Source organism: Christiangramia lutea (genome assembly GCF_022489035.1).
Taxonomy (GTDB): Bacteria; Bacteroidota; Bacteroidia; order Flavobacteriales; family Flavobacteriaceae; genus Christiangramia; species Christiangramia lutea.
Map to the genome: position 1 here is coordinate 25898 of NZ_JAKVTV010000004.1, position 22753 is coordinate 48650.

Below are 22753 nucleotides of genomic sequence, written 5' to 3' on the forward strand. Positions count from 1 at the left end.
ATCTTATAGAGACCCAATTCCATAATGGTTTCTTTTATATTGTCTTCCCAATATTTAAATATGAAAGTACTTACCATTACTTCCAAGTTGGAGGTTTATGATGATATACAGGAGGTTTCGAAAGATATCCAGGATTTAATGAAAATTGCTATCGAGACCAGGGATAAGGCTTATGCCCCTTATTCTAACTTTAAGGTTGGTGCCGCGCTACTACTGGAAAACGGGGAGATAGTTGAAGGAAGTAATCAGGAGAATGCCTCATATCCTTCCGGATTATGTGCTGAAAGAACTGCTGTGTATTTCGCCGGTGCTAAATATCCAAAAACCAGAATTCTTAAGATGGTTATTTCTGCCAAATCGATGAAGCATAAAACCGAAGCACCAGTACCTCCTTGCGGTGCATGCAGGCAGGCTTTGGTGGAGTACGAGGTGAAGCAGGAAAACCCAATAGAAATGTACTTTATGGGTGGAACCGGGAAGGTAATGAAAGCTAATTCTGTGAAAGATCTGCTGCCTTTAGTTTTTGACAGCAACTGTCTATAAGGTTTTCGTGATTTTTTGCATTAAAACTGTTTTCGTTTCTTAACGAAAATAGTATTTTTGTTATCCGCTTGGCAAAACCAATCTGTCTGGCCTTTTAAATATAAATTTTAGATGAAGAAAATTACAAAAGCCACATACTTAAAGTGGTACGAGGATATGTTGTTTTGGCGCAAATTCGAAGATAAGCTTGCGCAGGTTTATATTCAACAGAAAGTTAGAGGGTTTTTACATTTATATAATGGGCAGGAAGCCATTTTGGCCGGAGCACTTCATGCGATGGATCTTGAAAAAGACCGTATGATCACCGCTTACCGAAATCACGTTCAGCCAATCGGGATGGGAGTAGATCCTAAAAAAGTGATGGCCGAGCTTTATGGAAAGAAGACTGGTACCTCAATGGGTCTAGGTGGATCTATGCATATTTTTGCAAAAGAACAGAGGTTTTATGGTGGTCATGGAATTGTAGGAGGACAAATTCCTCTTGGAGCTGGTCTTGCCTTTGCAGATAAATATCACAAGAGAGATAACGTTACCCTTACTTTCATGGGAGATGGAGCGGTGAGACAGGGTTCTCTTCATGAAACTCTTAACATGGCCGTAAACTGGAATCTTCCAGTAGTTTTCTGTGTAGAGAATAACGGTTATGCCATGGGTACTTCAGTGGCACGTACTTCCAAGGATACTGAGATCTGGAAGCTTGGAAATGGTTATGAAATGCCATGCGGTCCTGTAGATGCTATGGATCCTGTAAAAGTTGCTGAAGCATTTGATGAGGCCATTACCAGAGCAAGAAAAGGTGATGGTCCAACTTTCCTTGAATTAAAAACCTATAGATATAGAGGTCATTCAATGAGTGATGCTCAGAAGTATAGAACCAAGGATGAAGTAGCTGAATACCAGAAACTGGATCCTATTACAAAGGTTCGTGAAGTTATCAAAGAGAAAAAATACGCTTCAGAAAAAGAAATAAAAGAGATCGATAAACGCGTTAAGGAAAGAGTTTCAGAATGTGAGAAATTCGCAGATGAATCTGATTTTCCAGATACTAACATAATGTATGACGTTGTTTACGAACAGGAGGATTATCCTTTTCTAGCACATAAATTAGACTAAACTATGGCAGAAGTGATCAAAATGCCACGTTTGAGCGATACCATGGAAGAAGGTACCGTAGCAAAGTGGCTGAAACAAAAAGGAGATAAAGTAGAAGAAGGTGATATTCTTGCCGAGATCGAAACCGATAAGGCAACAATGGAATTCGAATCATTCTATGATGGGACCTTGCTTCATATTGGAATTGATGAAGGTGATTCTGCTCCTGTAGATTCTTTACTTGCCATTATTGGTGAAGAAGGAGAAGATATTTCAGGTTTGCTTGAAGGAGGTGATGATGATTCTTCAAGTGATGATTCTTCAGATGATGATAAAAAGGAAGACAGGAAAGAAGATAAAGATTCTGAAGAATCAAAAGAGGAGGAAAGTTCTGAGGATAGCGATGATGAAGGTGATGATGGAGAAATCCCAGAAGGGGTTGAAATCATTAAAATGCCACGTCTTAGTGACACTATGGAAGAAGGAACTGTGGCTGCCTGGCTAAAGCAGGAAGGCGACAAGGTTGAGGAAGGAGATATTCTGGCTGAGATCGAAACTGATAAGGCAACCATGGAATTCGAGTCCTTTTACGAAGGAACGCTTCTGAAAATCGGTATTCAGGAAGGCGAGTCTGCCAAAGTAGATAGTCTTCTTGCAATTATTGGTCCTGAGGGAACCGATGTCTCCAAGATCGATACTTCTGGTGGAGGTAAGAAAAAGGTAAAGAAATCTTCCGATTCAGATAAAGAAAAAGAGACCGATTCTTCGAAGGAATCTGATAAGCAGGATTCCGAAGAGAAGAAGTCATCTAGCCAGACCAAAGATGGAGGAAGGATTTTTGCTTCACCTCTGGCTAAAAAAATGGCGGAAGATAAGGGAATAGACCTGGCTGATGTTTCTGGTTCAGGAGAGAACGGAAGGATCGTTAAAAAGGATATTGAAAACTTCAAAGGAGCTGATAAGCCAGCTGAAGCCAAGAAAGAAAAAGCAGAAGAAACTTCAGCAGCACCACAGTCTTATGTGCCTGCAGGGGAAGAGAGTTTTGAGGAGAGGAAAAATTCGCAAATGCGTAAGACCATTGCGAAACGTCTAGGTGAATCTAAATTTACCGCTCCACATTATTATCTTACCATCGAAGTTGATATGGCTAATGCAATGGCATCGAGAAAGCAAATCAATGAGATGCCAGATGTAAAGGTATCTTTCAATGATATGGTGATCAAAGCTTCGGCAATGGCTCTTAGGAAGCATCCGCAGGTGAACAGTCAGTGGACCGGTGATACCATGAAGATCGCAAAGCATATTCATATGGGAGTTGCGGTAGCGGTTGAGGAAGGACTTGTAGTTCCTGTACTTAAATTTGCAGATCAAATGTCATTAACTCAAATTGGGGGAAATGTGAAGGATCTTGCAGGTAAGGCCAGAAATAAGAAGATCCAGCCTTCAGATATGGAAGGAAGTACCTTTACGGTTTCTAACCTTGGAATGTTCGGTATTGTTGAGTTCACAAGTATTATCAATCAGCCAAATTCAGCCATCCTTTCAGTAGGAACTATTGTTGAGAAACCAGTGGTTAAAAATGGTGAGATCGTGGTAGGAAATACTATGAAGTTAACCCTGGCTTGTGACCATAGAACCGTAGATGGTGCAACTGGAGCAGCATTTTTACAAACTTTAAAAACTTATCTTGAGAATCCAGTTACTATGCTGGCTTAAGATTGTAAATATCAAACTAACTCAAATCCCGCTTAATCGCGGGATTTTTTTATCTTTAGCAGTATGAGAAAATACAAATGTTTCCCCCGATTTTTTGCAACATTTCTATTGCTGATTCTGTTTCAAATCAATTTTGCCCAGGCTCCTAAGAATAACTCTATCGAGGTTTCCGTATCCGAAATCAAGGAGGACCTGGATTTTCTTTCTTCAGATAAGCTGGCAGGAAGAGAAACTGGTTCAGAGGGAATAGAAAAAGCCGCGGAGTATATTGAAGCACATTTTAAGGAAATAGGAGTAACTCCATATTTTGAAAATTACCGGGATAATTTCAAGATTGAAGATAAGGATGCTTTTAACGTAGTTGGTTGGCTGGAAGGAAAAGATGAAGAGCTCAAAAATGAATTTATCATCATTGGTGCCCATTATGATCATATTGGTCATGGAAAACCTGTAGATGGAGATGAGATTGCTAACGGTGCCAACGATAACGCAGCAGGTACTATAGGAGTGATGCATATTGCTGAGCAACTTTCAAAAATAAATGACAATAAGAGGAGTGTTATTTTCGCCCTTTTCTCTGGAGAGGAAATGGGATTGAAAGGTTCAAAGCATCTCGCTGAAAAACTGAAAAAGGAAGATTTGGCACTTTATACGATGATCAATCTTGAGATGATAGGGGTTCCAATGAAAGCCAAGGATTATATGGCTTATATTACAGGTTTCGAAAAGTCTAACCTTGCGACCAAATTCAATGAATATTCTGAAAAAGAAGTTTTAGGATTTTTACCGCAGGCAGAGCAAATGAACCTTTTTAAAAGAAGTGATAATTATCCATTTTATGAACAATTTGGAATTCCGGCACAAACCATATGTACCTTTGATTTCTCCAATTACCCATATTATCATCATGTAGATGATGAAGCTGAGTTTCTGGATACTGAACATATGGCAGATCTAATAGAGAATCTGATGCCTGCGTTACATCAGATGGCAAACACCGCTGATAAGGAGATAAAAATGACTGAATGAAAAAGAATATTGTAATTACTGGTACTAGCAGAGGAATAGGCTTTGAGCTTGTTTCAATATTTGCGGGAATGGGCCACAATGTGCTCGCACTTTCCCGTAACGAGAAGCCGATTAAGGATAAGAACCTTGAAAATGTAAAGGCCTTTTCTTTTGATATCATCAGTGAGGATAGTCACCTTAAGGCTGAAAACTATATTACCCATCATTGGGACTCTAAAGTGGATATTCTAATCAATAATGCCGGAGCGCTTCTTAATAAACCATTTTCTGAAAGCAGGTGGGAAGACTTTAAACGAATCTACGAGGTAAATGTTTTTGGTGTTGCCGAGGTAACCAGAAAATTAATTCCTTACATGCATAGTAACTCACATGTGCTAACTGTTAGCAGTATGGGCGGGATTCAGGGGAGTATGAAATTTCCTGGTTTGGCGGCTTATAGTAGTAGCAAAGGCGCGGTGCTCACACTTACTGAATTATTAGCAGAAGAATATAAGGAGGGCGGACCTTCATTCAATGCCCTTGCCCTGGGTGCGGTCCAAACCGAGATGCTTGATGAAGCCTTTCCTGGATATACGGCACCTGTTTCAGCAGCAGATATGGCTGCCTATATTGCCGATTTTAGCTTAACTGGGCATAATTTCTATAATGGCAAGATCATGCAGGTATCCAACAGCACCCCTTAAGGAATGAAAGAGATCCTGGAAAGATATTTACCGTCCAATGCTGTGGAACCCGTTTCAGAACTTATTAAGCTGAATGGAGTTCATCTCAAGATCGTGAATGAGCGGGTTACTCGTCACGGTGATTATCGCAGGATGCCAGATGGAACCCAGCAGATTACTATTAATGCCAATTTGAATAAATACAGGTTTCTAATAACCAGTATACATGAGATTGCTCATTTAGTGGCTTTTGAAAAATATGGCAGAGCGATCAAACCACATGGTGAAGAATGGAAACATTGTTTTAGAAGTCTAATGCTGCCTTTTATCAGGCCAGAGATCTTTCCTAATTCTTTACTTCCGGTAATTGCCAGGCATTTTAAGAACCCAAAAGCAAGCAGTGATACCGATGCAAATTTATCTATAGCCCTAAAAAGTTTTGATCCGGAGAATGGTAAAAGTTACGTTTTTGAAATCCCACCTGGTAGCTTGTTTAAAATTTATAATGGCAAAATCTTTAAAAAAGGTGCCAGAAAAGTGAAAAGATATGAATGTCTAGAGGTAGAAACTGGAAGAATTTATCTTTTTCAGCCAAATGCTGAAGTACATTTATTAAAAGTTTGAAGTTATGACAGGAAGTAAAAAGGATAATTATTACGCGATTTTAATGGCCGGAGGAGTAGGATCTAGATTCTGGCCTTCCAGCAAATCTTCCAATCCTAAACAATTTATAGATGTTCTTGGTTTTGGAGAAAGCCTTTTTCAAACCACCTATAACCGTCTTTTAAAGCTAATTCCGGCAGAGAATATTTACGTCCTTACGAATGAAAAGTATGTAGAAATGATAAGGGAGCAGGTTCCTCAGATTAAATATGAGCAAATCGTTCCAGAGCCGGAGATGCGCAATACTGCGCCAAGTATTTTATTAGGTGCTTTAAAGATCTATAAAGCCAATCCAAAGGCTCTTACCATAGTCGCGCCTAGCGACCACTGGTTAAAAGATGAAGACGCTTTTATAGATTCTATTCAACTGGCTTTTGATAGCGCCGAAAAGAAAGATCGCCTCATCACTCTTGGAATAGAACCCACCAATCCAAATACTGGTTACGGTTATATAAAATACGATCCCGAAGAAAAAGGTAAGGTTAAAAAAGTTGAAAAATTTACGGAAAAACCAAACGAGAAAAAGGCTCAGGAATTTCTAGACGCTGGTAATTACGCTTGGAATGCAGGAATATTCATTTGGAGTGCAAAATTTATAATTGAGAATTTCAAGAAATACCTTCCTGAGATGTATAGTATTTTTGAAAAAGGAGAGGAGATCTGGAACACCAGTGAGGAAAAAGAATTCCTGAACGAAAATTATGCAAATGCTGCAAATTTATCCATAGACTACGGAATTATGGAGAAGTCAGACTCGGTTTATGTTATTCCCGTGAAATATCACTGGAGCGACCTTGGTACCTGGTCTTCTGTACAAACTGAATTACCATCAGATGAAGAAGATAATACAGCTGTGAATTGCAGGCTGCTGGCATATGATTCAGAGAATAATATTGTTTCAACGAAAGAAAAAAAGATTGTAGTTTTAGACGAACTCTCAGGATACATAGTAGTAGAAGATAAAGATGTACTTATGATAGTTCCAAAATCAAAGGAGCAGGAGATCAAGGAAATCAGGGAACGTGTTATGAAAGATTTTGGCGAAGACCTAGGTTAACAAATATGGTAAATAAAGAAAAAAAGGAAAAGGACCAGAAGGATGCTGGTCGGGAAAATCTGCGGGAAGATGCCAAGGATCTTCATATAAAAACAAAGAATTTTATTGGTCGGCTTCTGGATATCAGGGAGGATACCGATAGAGAGTCAACTGTCGCTGCGGTTCAAAAAGATATTTCCTTCAAGGGACACAATGCATGGATTCTCATATTTTCAATTTTTGTCGCTTCCATTGGATTAAACGTAAGCAGTACCGCAGTAGTTATTGGTGCCATGCTTATATCTCCTCTTATGGGACCTATAGTAGGTGTTGGGATGGCCGTAGCGATCAACGATGTGGATACCCTAAGACGTTCCCTATCGAACCTGGGTATTATGGTTAGTTTAAGTGTTTTAACAGCGACCGTTTATTTCTTTATTTCACCAGTTAAACATGAAACTCCGGAGATTATTGCCAGAACCTATCCAACGATTCTGGATGTGCTTGTGGCAATCTTTGGTGGGCTTGCCCTTATCGTGGCGAAAACCAAAAAAGGAACTATCGCAAGTGTGATCCTGGGTGTTGCAATAGCAACGGCCCTTATGCCACCATTATGTACGGTGGGGTATGGTCTGGCGAATGCGAAATGGGATTTCGCTTTGGGGGCGCTTTATCTATTTTCGATTAATGCAGTATTTATCGCACTCTCGACCTTCGTGGTATCCAAGCTTCTTGGTTTCCCGCTCGTGAAATATGCCAATAGTAAAAGGAGAAAGCGAACTGCGCAAATAGCCTCTACCATTGCTATAATTGTTATGATACCTAGTATTATATTATTTGTAAAACTGTTAAGGCAACAGGTTTTTCAAAGTAAAGCCAATGAATTTGTAGAAGCTTCAATAAGGTACAATGGAGCTGAGATTTTAAAGTCTACCAACGATTTCAAGGAAAATACGATTGATGTTTATATGATAGGGGAGCTTATCCCCCAGGGGACTATCGCGACCTGGCAAGAGGAACTTAATGAGATTGAAGTATTAAAAAAAGTTGAGCTTATAGTGCACCAGGGGAGCGAACAAAACCAGGACATAAATGAATTGTCTTCTCAGGTGAAAAGTGGTATTCTGGAGGATCTTTATGTGAAGAATCAGGAAGCTATGGAAAATAAAGATAAGCGGATTCAACTGCTGGAATCTGAACTTTCTAAATATCGAGGGGACGCCTTTTCATTTGAAGAACTTAGTAAGGAAGCCAAGATAAATTATGAAAATATAGAAGAGATAGGTTATTCCAATTTAATCACTACTAATTTCCAGAAAACAGATACGATTCCAACCTTTACAGTTAACTGGAATGATGCAGTAAAGAAAAGTGATCTGGCATTGCAGCAGGAAAAATTCGCCAGCTGGATGAGGTTAAGGTTAAAACTGGATACGCTTGCAATAAAAAATGTAAGGTAGGTAATTACAGGCCTTTAAGCTGAGCCTTTCTAACTTTCTGAAAAAGGTTGGAAGAGTAAACAAAATCGGTAACGCTTGCGTCATCTGTTTTAAAGATCTCCTCTTTGGTTCCTTTCCAGGCAAGTAATCCATCCTTTAAAAATGCGATCCTTTCTCCTATTTCAAGAACCGAGTTCATATCGTGAGTAATCAGCACCGTAGTGATATCATTTTCCACTGTAAGCTCCTGGATCAGATTATCGATCACCGTGGCAGTTTGAGGATCTAGGCCTGAATTGGGTTCGTCACAGAATAGATATTTGGGCTTATTTACGATAGCCCTGGCAATGGCAACCCTTTTCTGCATCCCACCACTTATCTCTGACGGCATTTTATTTCCGTTCCCTTCAAGATTAACCCTTTCTAGTACTTCGTTGACCCGGGCAAGCATTTCAGACTTTTTCTGTTTGGTGAACATCCTTAGCGGAAACATTACATTTTCTTCCACGGTCATAGAATCAAAAAGAGCTCCTCCCTGGAATAGCATTCCCATTTCGGTTCTGAGTTCTCTTTGTTCCTCGTCTGAAAATGTAGAATATGGTTTCCCGTCGTATTCAATGGTTCCTTTGTCAGCTTTAAAAAGCCCGAGCATACATTTTAAAAATACACTTTTACCCGACCCAGACTGACCAATGATAAGGTTGGTTTTTCCTCTTTCGAAGGTATAATTGATGCCTTTCAGAATTTCCTGACCGTTAAAACCTTTATGTAAATTCTTTACCTGTATCATTTGTTAACTTAATAAGAGTTGCGTAACAGCATAGTTAGTAATAATTAAAACCACACTGGTCCAAACAAAAGAAGTAGTTGAAGCTTCACCAACTTCCAGCGCCCCACCTTTCATATAGTATCCATGATAGGCAGGAACTGTAGCCAGGATAAAAGCAAAAAGGAAGGTTTTTATAAAGGCATAGGTTAGGTGAAACGGAATGAATTCATCCTGAAGCCCGGATATAAATTGATCTGAGTTTACAAAACCTCCAAGAACTGCCGCAGAATATGCCCCGGCTATTCCAAGAAACATCGAGATCGCGATCACGAAAGGATAAGTTAGCATCGCAATGATCTTAGGAAAAATAAGGTAGTTCTTCGAGTTTATTCCCATTACCTCTAAGGCATCGATCTGTTCGGTTACCCTCATCGAACCTATACTTGAAGTGATAAAAGATCCCACTTTACCTGCCATAATGATGGAGATAAAGGTTGGAGCGAATTCAAGTATAACAGATTGTCTTGCAGCGTAGGCAACAAGGGATTTCGGTATCAATGGGTTATTGAGGTTGAGTGCGGTTTGAATAGCTACTACCGCTCCAATGAAGAAGGAAAGGAAAGCTACAATTCCTAATGACCCCATTATTAAATCATCTATTTCTTTTAGGATAAGATTTTTGAGAACCGAACCTTTGGTCATTCGGCCAAAAACTCCTTTAAGCATTAAAAAATATTCCCCAATGGAGTGCAGGTAGGTCATTAATTGAATTTTGAAAAGCTAAAATACTAAAATTTCATTCTAAAGTATTTAAGGCTTAATTAAACTTTAGCGTTTGAAGTTTAGTATTTTTGAGCTATATCTAAAAATTGAAATGAATGAAACGATATTTTTCAGCCTTACTGATGCTAATTTGCTTTTTTCCTTTGAGAGCTCAAATTATTGAGGAGAAGCCAAAATTAGTTGTCGGGATAGTGGTAGACCAGATGAGATATGATTACCTGACCCGGTTCTGGGATCGGTTCGGGGAAGACGGTTTTAAAAGATTGGTGAATAATGGATTTAATTTTAAAAACAATCACTTTAATTATGTGCCTACTTATACGGGACCAGGTCATGCTTCAATTTTTACGGGTACCACCCCAGCCAGTCATGGTATTATAAGTAATAGCTGGTATAACAAGTTCGAAAATCAATTTGTTTACTGTGCCGGTGATGATTCAGTAAAATCTTTGGGAACCGAAACAAGGGCCGGAGAAATGTCGCCTTCAAGAATGCTTTCCACAACTTTCGGGGATGAAAACAGGCTGCACACCCAAATGAAGGGTAAAACCATAGGTGTTGCCATTAAAGACCGTGGAGCGATATTGCCGGCAGGTCATTCGGCCAATGCTGCTTACTGGTTTGTTGGTGGTACCGAGGCAAACTGGATCACAAGCACCTATTATATGGAAGAACTTCCTGGCTGGGTAAAAGATTTCAATAAATCTAAGAAGGCTGAGTCCTATCTGAAAACCTGGGAGCCTTTGGAGGATATTAAAAGTTATTCTGAAAGTGGTAGCGATATTAATAATTTTGAAGGAGGCTTCAACGGAATGGAGAATGCTTCTTTTCCTTATGACCTGGAAAAGATCGCTCCTGAAAATGGGAATTATGAGCTTATAAAAGCTTCACCATTCGGAAATGATCTTACCGCTGAATTTGCTAAAGCAGCGATAAAGGGAGAATCTCTTGGGCAGGATAATATTACCGATGTGCTTACAGTGAGCTTTTCAAGTACAGATTATGTTGGGCATAATTTCGGTGTAAACTCTAAAGAGGTTCAGGATACCTATATGCGACTGGATCTGGCTATTGGAGACTTGCTTAAATACCTCGACCAGGTAGTAGGTCAGGGAGAATACACCGTTTTCCTTACTTCAGATCACGGTGCTGTTGATGTTCCTGGATACCTGAGTTCAAAAAAAATACCCTCAGGCAATTTTCAGGATTCAGATCTAATTCAAAAGACCAATGATTTTGTTGCTAACGAATTCAAATCAGATTTGCTTATCGAGAATATTTCCAATGGGCAGGTTTTCTTTAATTACGATGAATTGAATAAAAAGAAGATCAATGCTTCAGAATTACAGAATAAGGTCGCTCACTTTTTACTTCAACAGGAAAATATTGCCAGAACTTTTACCAGAAATCAATTACAAGCTGGTTCCTTCGGTAAAGGAATTGGAAGTCTTATAGAAAACGGATTCAACCAAAAAAGAAGTGGAGATGTGGTTTATGTTATGGATCCTGGATATATTGTTTTTCCGGAAACAGGAACTACACATGGTAGCGGATTTTCATATGACACCCATGTTCCGCTGATATTTTTTGGTAAGGGTATAAAGAAGGGGAGTACTTTTGAATATTCTACCATTCCAGATATTGCACCTACAATTTCTGCAATGTTAGGAATTTCTTTCCCGAATGCAGCGACGGGTAAACCGCTAAAAGCTGTACTGGAAAAATAAAAATCAGGCAATTTTCTTGCGAATATTCGCCCAGCGTAATTTTCTTATAAAACGGCCTTCTTCTTCGGAAACGAGAAAAGGTCGTTTTTTTCGTTTTGCCTGAAAATATCCTGAAGTGTAATGAAGAAAAGCAAAAGGATTCATTTTCATGGCAGCAAGTTTGGCAGAAGCGATCAAGCTAAGAAGAGTGCCATATCTAAGCCTGTAAAAAGCCTCACCCTGTTTGCGTCCTGAATGTTCGAAATAATTCATTCCAGTTGGTCTTAGGTGTTTTACCAGCAGAGATTCATCAGTTATCACTTTCCATCCATGGAAACGCGCTAAAAGTTCATCTGCAGTATCCCAGCCCATCGCGGGCTTAAGTTCACCAATTTGGATAAAACAGTGCTTTCGATAAGCTTTTAAGGCTCCTCGTATATGGTCTTTCCCGGTAAGATTTTCAGGAACCCATTTGTTCTTTCTTTTAACGCTACAAAAACCACCTACCATGCCGGCTTGAAAATCTTTCTCAAAATGCTCTGCGATGGTTTCCAGATAGTTTTTGGGGAAAATAAGGTCTGCATCAAATTTACAAATGACATCAAAGTCGTTTTGTAACTTATAATAGCCTTTATAAAATGCGTTAATAACTTTACTCCCCGGAGCGTGCTCGGTGGAAGAATTATTTTTTACCAGTTCCACAAAAGAATAATCCTTTGTGAATCTTTCTACAACCTCAGAAGTATTGTCTGTTGAGCTATCATCAACTACCACGATCTTATTTGGAGTAAGGCTTTGGTCGATAAGAGACTGAAGGCTTTCACCTATAAAATTCGCTTCATTATGGGCAGGTATTACAATATCTATTTTCAAGCGAGATCACTTTTTCTATCTAATGCTAATATAGAATTATAGTTGAGGATGCTAGTTTCTTTTAGCGTAAACTGCGTAATAACGCGGAGTAATCTTTCTAAGTAACGGGCGTACTCCAATTTTATTTACAGGATTTGTCCATTTCATTGTTTTTTTGATCTGCCAGCCACTTTTCTCAAATAACCAGTCGAACTGCCAGTCTTCAAATTCGTGATAATGACGATCCCACATATCGGTTTTACTACGGTAGGCAGGGGAGAACCATAATTTAAGAGGAACGCTGGCTATGATCTTCTCTGCTTCAATTTCCTTCAGAATATTATACGGGGCAAGCAGATGTTCAAAAATTTCAAAAGCTGTTACCAGATCGTAGTTCTCATTTTTTACAGCGGAAAAATTATCGTCAAGATCTTCACCTGCAGTATTTGTTACATCATAACCATTTTTGATCATGATCTCAGAAAATGGATTTTTCACCCCGAGGTCAAGAACCTTGGCAGGTGGAGGTACGTGCTCCATCAAAAAATCGAGGGTTTTTTTATAACGCTTTTCAGGAAATGTATTCTCGTACATCCTAGACCTGATAAGTGATCGCGTTAATGTTCATTCCTGCGCCCACACTGGCAAACATAACAACATCACCTTTTTTAAGCTCCTGATTCTCTATTTCACCCCTCTGAACCAGGTCGAAAAGAGTAGGGACTGTCGCAACGCTGCTATTTCCAAGTTCATGGATGGTCATGGGCATTACATCTGCAGGAGGAGTCATTCCATGAAGTTTGTAAAACCGGTGAATAATAGCATGGTCCATTTTTTCATTTGCCTGGTGGATAAAGATCTTCTTAAGATCCTTAATAGACTTTCCACTATTCTCAAGGCATTCCTTCATCGCTTTAGGAACATTTACCAGGGCAAATTCATAGATCTTCCTTCCATGCATTTTTATGTACTTAACTTCTTCCGGAGCGGTGGAATGATTTGATTTTCCGAAATAGATATAATCAGATTCCTGGAAGGAGAACGTTGCCGATTCATGAGATAGAATTCCAGGTTCCTTATCTGAAGCTTCAAGAATTGCCGCACCTGCGCCATCTGAAAAAATCATGGAATCACGATCATGCTTATCTACAACTCGGGATAATGCTTCAGCTCCAATAACCAGGCATCTTTTTGCCAGGCCTGCCTTTATAAAAGCCTTAGCCTGGATCATGCCTTCAATCCATCCCGGACAACCAAATAATAGGTCATATCCCACACATTTTGGATTCTTTATTCTTAAATGTGCCTTTACTCGCGTTGCAAGACTAGGGACCGTATCACTTTGTATGGAATTAGATTTCACATCCCCGTAATTATGCGCAACGATAATATAATCCAGTGTTTCCGGGTCTATTCCGGCACTTTCAATAGCTTTCTGGCTCGCGATTACGGCAAGATCTGAAGTGTTAAGGTTTTCGTCAAGATAACGTCTTTCCTCGATTCCAGTAATAGCTTTAAATTTCCTTATGGTAGTTTTATTGTCATGAGGGAAAGTAGAACCATCAAGGTTATAGAATTCGTGTTGGTCGAAGTCAGCATTCTTAGTTACCACATTTGGTATATAGCTTCCCGTTCCGGTGATTTTGCAGTTCATCTGACTTTCTTAATGTTAATTTTACAATTTAAATAATTAGTAATAATAGCCACTTAAATTAGCTAAATTTTTTGGTCGAAAAAAAACCTGCCATCTGACAGGTTTTTCTATTTCTTAATATTTGATCGTTAAGCTTCAATATATTCCTCGGTAGGAGGGCAGGTACACATTAAATTCCTGTCTCCAAAAGCCTCGTCTACTCTTCTAACACTTGGCCAGAACTTATTATCATGTAAATGGCTCAAAGGATATGCAGCTTTTTCTCTTGAATATGGAAGTTCCCATTCGTCTGAAGTAAGCATATGAATGGTATGAGGTGCATTCTTCAGAACGTTATTTGGTTCATCTGCTGAAACTTCCTCGATTTCCTGTCTTATGGAAATAAGGGCATCACAGAAACGATCTAATTCCGCCTTGCTTTCACTTTCAGTAGGCTCGATCATCATGGTTCCAGATACAGGGAATGACACGGTTGGTGCATGGAAGCCATAATCGATTAGTCGTTTTGCGATATCCACCACCTCGATTCCTTTGTCTTTGAAAGGACGGCAATCAATGATCATCTCGTGAGCTGCACGCCCTCTTTCTCCAGAATAAAGGGTTTTGTAATGATCTTTAAGTCTTTCTTTAATATAATTTGCATTCAAAATAGCATATTCTGTAGCTTTTTGAAGGCCTCCCGTTCCAAGCATCTTTATGTAGCCATAGGAGATAAGGCAAACTAAAGATGATCCCCATGGTGCTGAAGAAATAGCTCCAATAGCCTGTTCTCCTCCTGTTTTGATTATAGGATTACCAGGAAGGAATGGTTTTAATTGCTCGGCAACACAAATTGGTCCAACTCCCGGTCCACCACCTCCATGAGGAATGGCAAAGGTCTTGTGAAGATTCAGGTGACAAACGTCAGCTCCAATTCTTCCCGGATTTGTTAGTCCCACCTGGGCATTCATATTGGCGCCATCCATATAAACCTGTCCGCCGTTTTCATGAATGATATTGGTGATCTCGCGAATTGCAGATTCAAATACTCCGTGTGTAGATGGATAAGTAACCATCAAAGCGGCCAAATTATCTTTATGCTTTAGAGCCTTTTCTCTAAGGTCATCAACATCTATATTTCCATTTTCAGAAGCTTTGGTTACAACTACTTTCATTCCGGCCATTACTGCGGAAGCAGGATTGGTTCCATGGGCGGAAGACGGAATAAGGCATACATTTCTATGTCCTTCGCCATTTGCCTCGTGGTAAGCCCTAATAACCATTAAACCGGCATACTCCCCTTGTGCACCCGAGTTTGGCTGCAGAGAAGTAGCTGAAAAACCGGTAATCTCAGTAAGCTGATGTTCAAGTTCCTTGAGAACGGTTTGGTATCCTTCTGCCTGTTCTACCGGTACAAATGGGTGAAGATTCCCCCATTGCGGGTTACTTAACGGAAGCATCTCTGAGGCTGCATTAAGCTTCATGGTACAGGAACCTAGCGAAATCATGGAATGATTCAAAGAAAGATCCTTACGTTCAAGCTTCTTGATATAACGCATCAATTCAGTTTCTGAATGATACAGATTGAAAACCTCATGAGTAAGGAATTCAGTTTTTCTTTCTAGGTTTTGCGGAATTGCAGATCTTTCTGAAAGTTCAGTGATCTCAGAATTTTGTTTTTCTGCCAGTTCAGCAAATACCGCAACGATTGCGTTAAGGTCGTCTGTAGTGGTAGTTTCGTTAATAGAAATACAAACACTTTCAGCATCTGGATAATAGAAATTGATCTCATTCTTTTCAGCAATTTCCTTAAGTTTTTCAGCTTCTGCCTTAACATGGATAGTATCGAAATAAGCTGAATTCAACTGCTCAAAACCAAGAGATTTAAGTTTGTCTTCTAATGATACAGTAGATGCGTGAACAATATTAGCGATATATTCCAAACCTTTTGGCCCATGATAAACGGCGTACATACCGGCCATTACTGCCAGTAAAACCTGAGCAGTACAGATATTCGAAGTTGCTTTGTCTCTTTTTATATGTTGCTCCCTGGTTTGAAGAGCCATTCTTAAAGCATTGTTTCCGTCAAGATCTTTGGTTAATCCAATGATCCTTCCAGGTAGGTTACGCTTATATTCTTCTCTCGTAGCGAAATAAGCCGCGTGTGGGCCGCCATAACCTAGTGGAATTCCAAATCTCTGAGTAGTACCTACTACCACGTCTACGCCAAGTTCACCTGGGGCCTGAAGTTTTACCAGACTAAGAATATCTGCCGCTACCGCAGTTTTAATATTGGCATTTTTACAGTTCTCAACAAATTCAGCATAATCGAAAACCTGCCCGAACTTTCCTGGATACTGAACAAGTGCACCAAAATATTCTTCGGAGAAATCGAATTCTTCATGATCTCCCACTACCATTTCAATTCCAAGGAAATTAGCCCTGGTTTCCATTAAAGAAATAGTTTGTGGCAAGGTTTGCTGAGAAACAAAGAACTTATTTACATTATTCTTTTTCTGCTTTCTATCGCGAACAGCATGCAATAAAGCCATTGCTTCAGCAGCAGCTGTAGATTCGTCAAGTAATGAGGCATTGGCGATTTCCATTCCGGTAAGATCGCTTACCATAGTCTGGAAATTTAGAAGAGCTTCTAAACGTCCCTGGGCAATTTCAGCCTGGTATGGGGTGTAGGCGGTATACCATCCCGGGTTCTCCAAAATATTACGCTGAATTACAGCAGGAAGAATTGCCTGGTGGTATCCTAACCCAATATACGTTTTAAAAACCCTGTTCTTCTCAGAAAGCTTTTTGATATGCTCTGCATACTGGTATTCACTCATCGCCTTTGGAAGGTCTAAAGGGCTGTGTAGACGAATATCATCCGGAAGAGTTTCATAGATTAGTTGCTCTATAGACTCAACCCCGATAGTGTCCAGCATTTCTTGTAGATTTTCAGCTTTAGGACCAATATGACGTAATGCGAAAGAATCTGTTCTCATTAAAATAAAATAGTTGTGTTTTCGTGGCGCGAAAATACATAATTTCATGCTAATTTTTTAAAGTTTAGGCGTATACAGTTGTTAAGATTTTTACTCTGAAATATTTAGTATGATTTTATATGTAATTTCGTAGCATGAAGTATTTAAAAAATGCTTTTGAATTATATATCAATAGCAGCATTCATGTTTCTCTGGCCATTGTTTCGTTTACCATCATTACTATACTGGAACATGATCTATTGATTGATGAAAACCTTTTCTACTTTATATTTTTTGCCTCCATAACCGGTTACAATTTTGTGAAATATGCCGGGATCGCAAAACTTCATCATTTAAGTCTGGCTAAAAATTTACGGTTCATTCAGCTGTTTTCTTTATTGTGTTTTGTAACCCTGGTTTATTTCAGCTTTAAGCAATCAACCGAAGTTTTAATTTCAGCAGGAATTATGGGTTTCCTTACCTTATTTTATGCAGTGCCTTTTTTAGGCTTTGAAAAGAATTTGCGTAGCCTACCAGGTTTAAAAATCTTTATAATCGCGTTGGTTTGGGCCGGTACAACTGTAATATTGCCAATATTGAATGCCGGGAAACTTCTGGATCAAAACATTATTATTGATTTTCTTCAGCGCTTGATTCTTGTAATTGTTCTCACACTTCCATTTGAAATAAGGGACCTGGATTATGATAATGAGAATCTGGGAACCATACCTCAAAAACTTGGAGTTCATAAAACCAAAGTATTTGGAAGCATTCTAATTTTTTTGATCTTTTCTGTAGAATTATTTCAAAGCAATTTCAGCTCCAATGAATTCTTAGCTTTAACGGGACTTTTGATTTTAACAAGTATTTGTCTGTGGTTCTCGAAGAGGGAGCAGGCTAAGTATTTTGCCTCTTTTTGGGTAGAGGGCCTTCCGCTTATATATCTTGGATTTTACCTTATCTTGAGGTTCGTTCTTCCGCGTATTCTTTCTTAATTTCCTCCCGCCACTGTTTCTTCTTTTCTTCCGGACAGGTTTCAAGTCTGGCCTCTTTCATTAGGTGAGTGAGTCTGGAATTCCGGTCAGAAAATTTTTTGCATGTTTTGCAGAAAGCCAGGTGAAGCATCAGCTTTGCCTTTTCCAGAAAATTTGCTTCGTCATATTGAGATTTGTCACAACACTCAGCTGCTTCTGAACAATCAATAAAAAAAAGCTTTCGATTTTTACTCATAATTAAAACCAGTTTTTCTCTAAACAAGCAGCCAGTGCGGTTCTGGCCCTATGTATAATAACCCAGAGGTTAGACGGGGTGATATTGAATTCATTACAGATAGCTTCGGTATCTGCACCATCAATTGTTTTTCTTTTAAAGATCTCGGCATGTTTTTCATTGATAGAGTCAAGACAGTCCAGGATGGCAAGACCTAGTTCATTATTTTCCATTTCATCTTCTGCCGTCCGGTCAAACTGATCTGCTACCTGTTCTTCCAGCCATTCACCTTCATTATAATCATCAGAATAATTTATTTTGACCTCTGCCTGACCTTTTCTGGAATTGATCTTTCGATAGTAATCTATGATTTTTCTCTTTAAAATCGAAATTAACCAGGTTCTTTCACTTGCTTCTCCTTTAAAATTCTTTGCAGATTTAAGGGCTGCCAGAAAAGTTTCTGAGATAAGATCATTGGCTATCTCCCGGTTGTTCACACGAACAATCGTATAATTGAATAGATAATCTGAGTATTTATCTACCCATTTGTTTGGGTCGAGAGTGTTAGCGGGCATGATCTAGAAAAATCGGTTCTACTCAAAATTAGCAAAAGAAAGTCTATCAATAGTTATAGAAAAGATAAGATTTCTAGATAGGCCAACTGTTTACAGCTATTTCGAGATCAAACCTGCTCTTCTTAAAAGCGCGTCTGGCTTAGGTTCCTTGCCCCTAAAACGTTTATAAAGCTCCATTGGATGCTCGGTGCCGCCCTTAGAAAGTATATTTTCTCTGAATTTATCGGCAATATCCTTACTGAAAATTCCATTTTCGGCAAAGTACTCAAAGGTATCTGCATCCAGGACTTCTGCCCATTTATAAGAATAGTAACCTGCAGAATATCCTCCCTGGAAAATATGAGAGAAGGCTGTGCTCATACAATTGGACGGTACATCCGGATAAAGCCTGGTAGGCTTGAAAGCTTCTACCTCAAGCTTCTTTACGTCGGTAATATTTGAAGGATCTTTTGCATGCCAGCTAAGATCTAACATTCCGAAGCTTAACTGCCTTAATGTGGCCATCCCTTCAAGAAAATTAGATGATTCTTTTATCTTTTCAATAAAATTTTCAGGGATAGGCTCTGCTGTTTGGTAATGTTTTGCAAAAAGCTGTAATGACTCTTTTTCATAGCACCAATTTTCCAGTACCTGGCTTGGCAGCTCAACAAAATCCCAGTATACATTAGGACCTGAAAGGCTAGGGTAAGTAGTATCAGCTAACATTCCATGAAGAGCGTGACCAAATTCGTGAAAAAGGGTGGTTACCTCATTAAAGGTTAGTAAAGAAGGTTCCTTTTCTGTAGGTTTGGTGAAGTTGCAAACTATAGAAATATGAGGCCTCTCATTTTTGCCATTTTGGACATATTGATTTTTATAAATGGTCATCCAGGCCCCATCTCTTTTTCCTGGTCTGGGATGGAAATCGGCGTAAAAAAGGGCAATATCTTCTCCTAACTCGTTGGTTACTTCGAATGTTTTAACATCTTTGTGGTATTTATCGATATTGTGGACTTCTTTAAAATTGAGGCCGTAAAGCTTTTGAGCAACGATGAAGACCCCCTCAATAACATTTTCAAGTTTAAAATAGGGCTTCAGCTTTTCATCATCCAGGTCGAAACGCTTTTGTTTTAATTTCTCACCGTAATAGGCTGCATCCCATTTCTGTAACTTATCTATTTTATCGAGTTCTCTGGCGAATTCTTCAAGTTCTTTAAATTCCTTTTCTGCAGCGGGTTTTGCTTTTTCCAGCATTTCATCAAGAAAAGAATCAACTTTTTCAGGTGTCTCTGCCATCCTTTCTTCCAGCACGAATTGTGCATGAGAGTCAAAACCGAGAAGTTTTGCTCTTTTATATCTTAGTTTGGCGATTTGCAATACATTTTCCTGGTTGTCCAGGTCATCATTATGAAAACCTCTGGATCCGAAAGCAAGGGATAACTCTTTACGAAGTTCCCGGTCTTTTGCATATTTCATGAAGGGGATATAGCTAGGATATTCCAGAGTGAAGATCCATCCATCCTTTTTCTTAGCCTTAGCTACCAATTTTGCTTCATTTTTAAAACTTTCGGGTAGTCCATTAAGTCTTGATTCATCGGTAACCTGGAGTTCATATTTATTAGTCTCGGCAAGAACATTTTCGCCAAATTTCAACTTCAGTTTCGCTAATTCTTTGTCTATTTCCCTCAGGTCTTTCTGTTTTTCATCCGGGAGATTCGCCCCGTTTCTTGTAAAAGCCTTGTATTTTTTTTCGAGAAGGGTAGTCTGTTCTGCGTTAAGATCTAAAGATTCTTTCTTCTGAAAAACCTGCTTCACTTTTTTGAACAGTTCTTTGTTTAGAATTACATCATTCTTGAATTCTGATAACACAGGTGAAACTTCCTGGGCGATCCTTTGGATTTCTTCATTGGTCTCAGCAGAATTTATATTGAAAAAGATGCTGGAAACCCTATCCAGTTTTTTACCTGAAAATTCCAGGGCTTCAATGGTGTTTTCAAAAGTTGGGTTTTCATCAGAATTCGTAATACTTTCTATATCCTGCTTCGCTAGCTCCACCGCCTGCAAAATGGCGGGTTTGTAGTCTTCCGTTCTTATTTTGGAAAAGGGAGCGTATTCAAATTCTTTAAGTAATATATTCTGAGAACTCATTGCTTGAAATATTTTATTAACGTTAATGGTACATTTAATTAACGTAAATGATGATTTTTAAGAAAATTTTGATAAATTAGGCGCTCTATTAAGAGTTGAAAAAATATAGAAAAAGTAGTTTACAAAGTTCTGGTTAAATATTTAGAATGGTTAATAAATAATTTTACAGATTAAATAGTTTACTACTCGAAGGGCCGCAATTGCGGCCTTTCTTATTTTTTCACAGATTTTGCTCCGTCTATCACCTTTTGTTTTAGGCCTTCCTTATAGACCAAAATCTTATCCAGTACACATTTATCTGAGGCACCAATGATTTGCGCTGCAAGTATTCCTGCATTTTTAGCTCCGTCTAAAGCAACAGTCGCTACCGGAACACCACCGGGCATTTGAAGAATAGATAGTACAGAATCCCAGCCGTCGATAGAATTCCTGGATTTTACCGGAACACCTATTACCGGAAGGGGAGACATTGAAGCAACCATGCCTGGTAAGTGAGCAGCACCTCCGGCACCAGCTATGATCACCTGGATTCCTTTTTCGTGGGCGGTTTTACTGAAGTCGAAAAGTTTTTCGGGTGTTCTATGGGCTGAGACTATGTCTACTTCTACCTCAATATCGAATCCTTCTAAAATATCTATGGCATCCTGCATTACAGGTAGATCACTTGTGCTGCCCATTACTACTGCTACTTTTCCCATTCTAAATTTATTTTTTGCTAATAACTTTTATACTGTTTTTTACTTTCTCGGCTATTTTTCTTGCCCTGGCTATATCCTTATCTACAATGGTCACATGTCCCATTTTTCTGAAGGGTCTTGTGATCTTTTTTCCGTAAATATGTGGGGTCACCCCATTCATCTCCATGATCTTTTCAATATTCTCATAAACAACCTCACCCTCATGATCTGGGTCTCCTACCAAATTTACCATTATTCCGCCTACCTTACTATCGGTATTTCCTAATGGAAGGTCAAGAATAGCTCGAATATGCTGTTCGAACTGATTGGTGTAGGAAGCTTCAATGGAATAATGACCACTATTGTGTGGTCTTGGAGCAACTTCATTTACCAGAATATCATCCTCTTCAGTCTGGAACATTTCAACTGCCAGTAAACCTACGTGCTCAAATGCTTCAGAAACCTGTTTTGCAATAGCGCGGGCTTTTTCAGCTACTTTTTCTTCAATCCTTGCCGGGCAGATCACATATTCCACCTGGTTTGCGGTAGGATGAAATTCCATTTCCACAACCGGGTAAGTTCTTACTTCGCCAGATGGAGTTCTAGCAACGATTACTGCCAGTTCATTCTTGAAAGGAACCAGTCGTTCTGCGATGCATTCACCCTCTGAAAGTTCTTTGAGGTCCTCTGCTTTTTTAATTACTGAAACTCCTTTTCCGTCATAACCGCCCGTAGCGCTTTTCCAGACAAAGGGAATTTCAACTTCTTTTTTCTGAACGGCATTCTGAAGAGCAGACAGATCACTGAAAACCTTAAAATCTGCAGTTGGAATTTTTTTCTCTTTATAGAATTTCTTCTGTACTGCTTTATTCTGGATCTTTTCCAGAGTCGCGGCAGAAGGAAAGGTTTTTTTTCCTTCAGACTCCAATTGTTTTAAGGCTTCCACATTCACGCCCTCAATTTCAAAAGTGACTACATCTGCCTTTCGACCAAAATTGAGTACTGTTTCATAATCCATAAGGTCGCCCTGTTCAAAATAATTGCTGGAGATCCTGCATGGAGCCTCTGAACTTGGATCCAGTACTAGGGTCTCGATGTCATATTTTCGGGTTTCATATAACATCATTTTTCCTAATTGTCCTCCACCAAGAATGGCGAGTTTAAAGTCTGAAGAGAAATAATTTACCATAAATTAAAATGCCTTTTGGCAAAAATAATCTATTCGAATTTCCTGCCATACATAATCGGGAAGAAATCGGGAGGT

Annotated in this window: 21 protein-coding genes; 10 read left to right on the forward strand and 11 right to left on the reverse strand. The window is 39.1% G+C overall.

Annotated features, from left to right (window positions below):
* Positions 1-60: 60 nt before the first annotated feature.
* The 8 genes from cdd (at position 61) to ML462_RS12180 (ending at position 8201) form a co-directional block, all read left to right on the forward strand.
* On the forward strand, positions 61-543 hold the full coding sequence (gene cdd, locus ML462_RS12145; protein WP_240714093.1) for a cytidine deaminase: 483 nt from the start codon (positions 61-63) through the stop codon (positions 541-543).
* 111 nt (positions 544-654) lie between these two features.
* Positions 655-1656, forward strand: a complete 1002-nt coding sequence (gene pdhA / locus ML462_RS12150) for a pyruvate dehydrogenase (acetyl-transferring) E1 component subunit alpha (RefSeq protein WP_240714094.1) — start codon at positions 655-657, stop codon at positions 1654-1656.
* Positions 1657-1659: 3 nt separating this feature from the next.
* Positions 1660-3351 carry a pyruvate dehydrogenase complex dihydrolipoamide acetyltransferase gene (locus tag ML462_RS12155; protein ID WP_240714095.1) on the forward strand — a complete coding sequence of 564 codons (1692 nt, stop codon included), beginning with the start codon at positions 1660-1662 and terminating at the stop codon, positions 3349-3351.
* Positions 3352-3414: 63 nt separating this feature from the next.
* Positions 3415-4380, forward strand: a complete 966-nt coding sequence (locus ML462_RS12160) for a M20/M25/M40 family metallo-hydrolase (protein ID WP_240714096.1) — start codon at positions 3415-3417, stop codon at positions 4378-4380.
* Positions 4377-5063, forward strand: a complete 687-nt coding sequence (locus ML462_RS12165) for an SDR family NAD(P)-dependent oxidoreductase (RefSeq protein WP_240714097.1) — start codon at positions 4377-4379, stop codon at positions 5061-5063. Before ML462_RS12160 ends, ML462_RS12165 begins: the two co-directional genes overlap by 4 nt.
* 3 nt (positions 5064-5066) lie before the next feature.
* Positions 5067-5666, forward strand: coding sequence for a SprT-like domain-containing protein (locus tag ML462_RS12170; RefSeq protein ID WP_240714098.1), 600 nt, complete (start codon positions 5067-5069; stop codon positions 5664-5666).
* A gap of 4 nt (positions 5667-5670) precedes the next feature.
* Positions 5671-6762 (forward strand): mannose-1-phosphate guanylyltransferase, encoded by a 1092-nt coding sequence (locus ML462_RS12175; protein WP_240714099.1) that lies wholly within the window; start codon positions 5671-5673, stop codon positions 6760-6762.
* Between the two features lie 5 nt (positions 6763-6767).
* Complete coding sequence (locus tag ML462_RS12180; RefSeq protein WP_240714100.1) at positions 6768-8201, forward strand: DUF389 domain-containing protein; 1434 nt, start codon at positions 6768-6770, stop codon at positions 8199-8201.
* A gap of 4 nt (positions 8202-8205) precedes the next feature.
* Here ML462_RS12180 and ML462_RS12185 read toward each other — a convergent pair whose 3' ends face one another.
* Together ML462_RS12185 and ML462_RS12190 are read right to left on the reverse strand one after the other, a co-directional pair.
* Positions 8206-8970, reverse strand: a complete 765-nt coding sequence (locus ML462_RS12185) for an ABC transporter ATP-binding protein (RefSeq protein ID WP_240714101.1) — start codon at positions 8968-8970, stop codon at positions 8206-8208.
* 3 nt (positions 8971-8973) lie between these two features.
* On the reverse strand, positions 8974-9711 hold the full coding sequence (locus tag ML462_RS12190; RefSeq protein WP_240714102.1) for an MlaE family ABC transporter permease: 738 nt from the start codon (positions 9709-9711) through the stop codon (positions 8974-8976).
* A gap of 116 nt (positions 9712-9827) precedes the next feature.
* Here ML462_RS12190 and pafA point away from each other — a divergent pair, with 116 nt between their 5' ends.
* Positions 9828-11459 carry an alkaline phosphatase PafA gene (pafA, locus tag ML462_RS12195; RefSeq protein WP_240714103.1) on the forward strand — a complete coding sequence of 544 codons (1632 nt, stop codon included), beginning with the start codon at positions 9828-9830 and terminating at the stop codon, positions 11457-11459.
* A 3-nt stretch (positions 11460-11462) separates the two neighbouring features.
* Here pafA and ML462_RS12200 read toward each other — a convergent pair whose 3' ends face one another.
* The 4 genes from ML462_RS12200 to gcvP form a co-directional block, all read right to left on the reverse strand.
* Positions 11463-12311: a glycosyltransferase family 2 protein gene (locus tag ML462_RS12200; RefSeq protein ID WP_240714104.1), complete on the reverse strand. Its 849-nt coding sequence runs from the start codon at positions 12309-12311 to the stop codon at positions 11463-11465.
* Positions 12312-12362: 51 nt separating this feature from the next.
* Positions 12363-12884 carry a class I SAM-dependent methyltransferase gene (locus ML462_RS12205; RefSeq protein WP_240714105.1) on the reverse strand — a complete coding sequence of 174 codons (522 nt, stop codon included), beginning with the start codon at positions 12882-12884 and terminating at the stop codon, positions 12363-12365.
* 1 nt (position 12885) lies between these two features.
* Complete coding sequence (locus ML462_RS12210) at positions 12886-13944, reverse strand: 3-oxoacyl-ACP synthase III family protein (RefSeq protein ID WP_240714106.1); 1059 nt, start codon at positions 13942-13944, stop codon at positions 12886-12888.
* A 128-nt stretch (positions 13945-14072) separates the two neighbouring features.
* Positions 14073-16922, reverse strand: coding sequence for an aminomethyl-transferring glycine dehydrogenase (gene gcvP / locus ML462_RS12215; protein WP_240714107.1), 2850 nt, complete (start codon positions 16920-16922; stop codon positions 14073-14075).
* A gap of 134 nt (positions 16923-17056) precedes the next feature.
* On the opposite strand from gcvP, the gene ML462_RS12220 reads away from it, so the two are divergent.
* Positions 17057-17896, forward strand: a complete 840-nt coding sequence (locus ML462_RS12220) for a UbiA prenyltransferase family protein (protein WP_240714108.1) — start codon at positions 17057-17059, stop codon at positions 17894-17896.
* Here ML462_RS12220 and ML462_RS12225 read toward each other — a convergent pair.
* The 5 genes from ML462_RS12225 to ML462_RS12245 form a co-directional block, all read right to left on the reverse strand.
* Entirely contained in the window at positions 17859-18131 is a 273-nt protein-coding gene (locus ML462_RS12225) for a hypothetical protein (RefSeq protein ID WP_240714109.1), read from the reverse strand. The genes ML462_RS12220 and ML462_RS12225 overlap by 38 nt on opposite strands.
* A gap of 2 nt (positions 18132-18133) precedes the next feature.
* The gene (locus tag ML462_RS12230) at positions 18134-18685 is read right to left on the reverse strand and encodes a sigma-70 family RNA polymerase sigma factor (protein ID WP_240714110.1); all 552 of its coding nucleotides are present in this window, start codon (positions 18683-18685) and stop codon (positions 18134-18136) included.
* A gap of 96 nt (positions 18686-18781) precedes the next feature.
* On the reverse strand, positions 18782-20812 hold the full coding sequence (locus ML462_RS12235) for a M3 family metallopeptidase (RefSeq protein WP_240714111.1): 2031 nt from the start codon (positions 20810-20812) through the stop codon (positions 18782-18784).
* Positions 20813-21024: 212 nt separating this feature from the next.
* On the reverse strand, positions 21025-21510 hold the full coding sequence (purE, locus tag ML462_RS12240) for a 5-(carboxyamino)imidazole ribonucleotide mutase (RefSeq protein WP_240714112.1): 486 nt from the start codon (positions 21508-21510) through the stop codon (positions 21025-21027).
* Positions 21511-21517: 7 nt separating this feature from the next.
* Entirely contained in the window at positions 21518-22678 is a 1161-nt protein-coding gene (locus ML462_RS12245; RefSeq protein WP_240714113.1) for a 5-(carboxyamino)imidazole ribonucleotide synthase, read from the reverse strand.
* Positions 22679-22753: the final 75 nt, after the last annotated feature.

Bases quoted from the DNA above. Each gene is read 5' to 3' on its own strand.
- ML462_RS12155 (WP_240714095.1), top strand. From the start codon at position 1,660: ATGGCAGAAGTGATCAAAATGCCACGTTTGAGCGATACCATGGAAGAA.
- ML462_RS12235 (WP_240714111.1), bottom strand. From the start codon at position 20,812: ATGAGTTCTCAGAATATATTACTTAAAGAATTTGAATACGCTCCCTTT.
- ML462_RS12175 (WP_240714099.1), top strand. From the start codon at position 5,671: ATGACAGGAAGTAAAAAGGATAATTATTACGCGATTTTAATGGCCGGA.
- ML462_RS12225 (WP_240714109.1), bottom strand. From the start codon at position 18,131: ATGAGTAAAAATCGAAAGCTTTTTTTTATTGATTGTTCAGAAGCAGCT.
- ML462_RS12170 (WP_240714098.1), top strand. From the start codon at position 5,067: ATGAAAGAGATCCTGGAAAGATATTTACCGTCCAATGCTGTGGAACCC.
- ML462_RS12180 (WP_240714100.1), top strand. From the start codon at position 6,768: ATGGTAAATAAAGAAAAAAAGGAAAAGGACCAGAAGGATGCTGGTCGG.
- gcvP (WP_240714107.1), bottom strand. From the start codon at position 16,922: ATGAGAACAGATTCTTTCGCATTACGTCATATTGGTCCTAAAGCTGAA.
- pafA (WP_240714103.1), top strand. From the start codon at position 9,828: ATGAAACGATATTTTTCAGCCTTACTGATGCTAATTTGCTTTTTTCCT.
- ML462_RS12165 (WP_240714097.1), top strand. From the start codon at position 4,377: ATGAAAAAGAATATTGTAATTACTGGTACTAGCAGAGGAATAGGCTTT.
- ML462_RS12220 (WP_240714108.1), top strand. From the start codon at position 17,057: ATGAAGTATTTAAAAAATGCTTTTGAATTATATATCAATAGCAGCATT.
- purE (WP_240714112.1), bottom strand. From the start codon at position 21,510: ATGGGAAAAGTAGCAGTAGTAATGGGCAGCACAAGTGATCTACCTGTA.
- ML462_RS12230 (WP_240714110.1), bottom strand. From the start codon at position 18,685: ATGCCCGCTAACACTCTCGACCCAAACAAATGGGTAGATAAATACTCA.
- ML462_RS12245 (WP_240714113.1), bottom strand. From the start codon at position 22,678: ATGGTAAATTATTTCTCTTCAGACTTTAAACTCGCCATTCTTGGTGGA.
- ML462_RS12205 (WP_240714105.1), bottom strand. From the start codon at position 12,884: ATGTACGAGAATACATTTCCTGAAAAGCGTTATAAAAAAACCCTCGAT.
- cdd (WP_240714093.1), top strand. From the start codon at position 61: ATGAAAGTACTTACCATTACTTCCAAGTTGGAGGTTTATGATGATATA.
- pdhA (WP_240714094.1), top strand. From the start codon at position 655: ATGAAGAAAATTACAAAAGCCACATACTTAAAGTGGTACGAGGATATG.
- ML462_RS12210 (WP_240714106.1), bottom strand. From the start codon at position 13,944: ATGAACTGCAAAATCACCGGAACGGGAAGCTATATACCAAATGTGGTA.
- ML462_RS12185 (WP_240714101.1), bottom strand. From the start codon at position 8,970: ATGATACAGGTAAAGAATTTACATAAAGGTTTTAACGGTCAGGAAATT.
- ML462_RS12160 (WP_240714096.1), top strand. From the start codon at position 3,415: ATGAGAAAATACAAATGTTTCCCCCGATTTTTTGCAACATTTCTATTG.
- ML462_RS12190 (WP_240714102.1), bottom strand. From the start codon at position 9,711: ATGACCTACCTGCACTCCATTGGGGAATATTTTTTAATGCTTAAAGGA.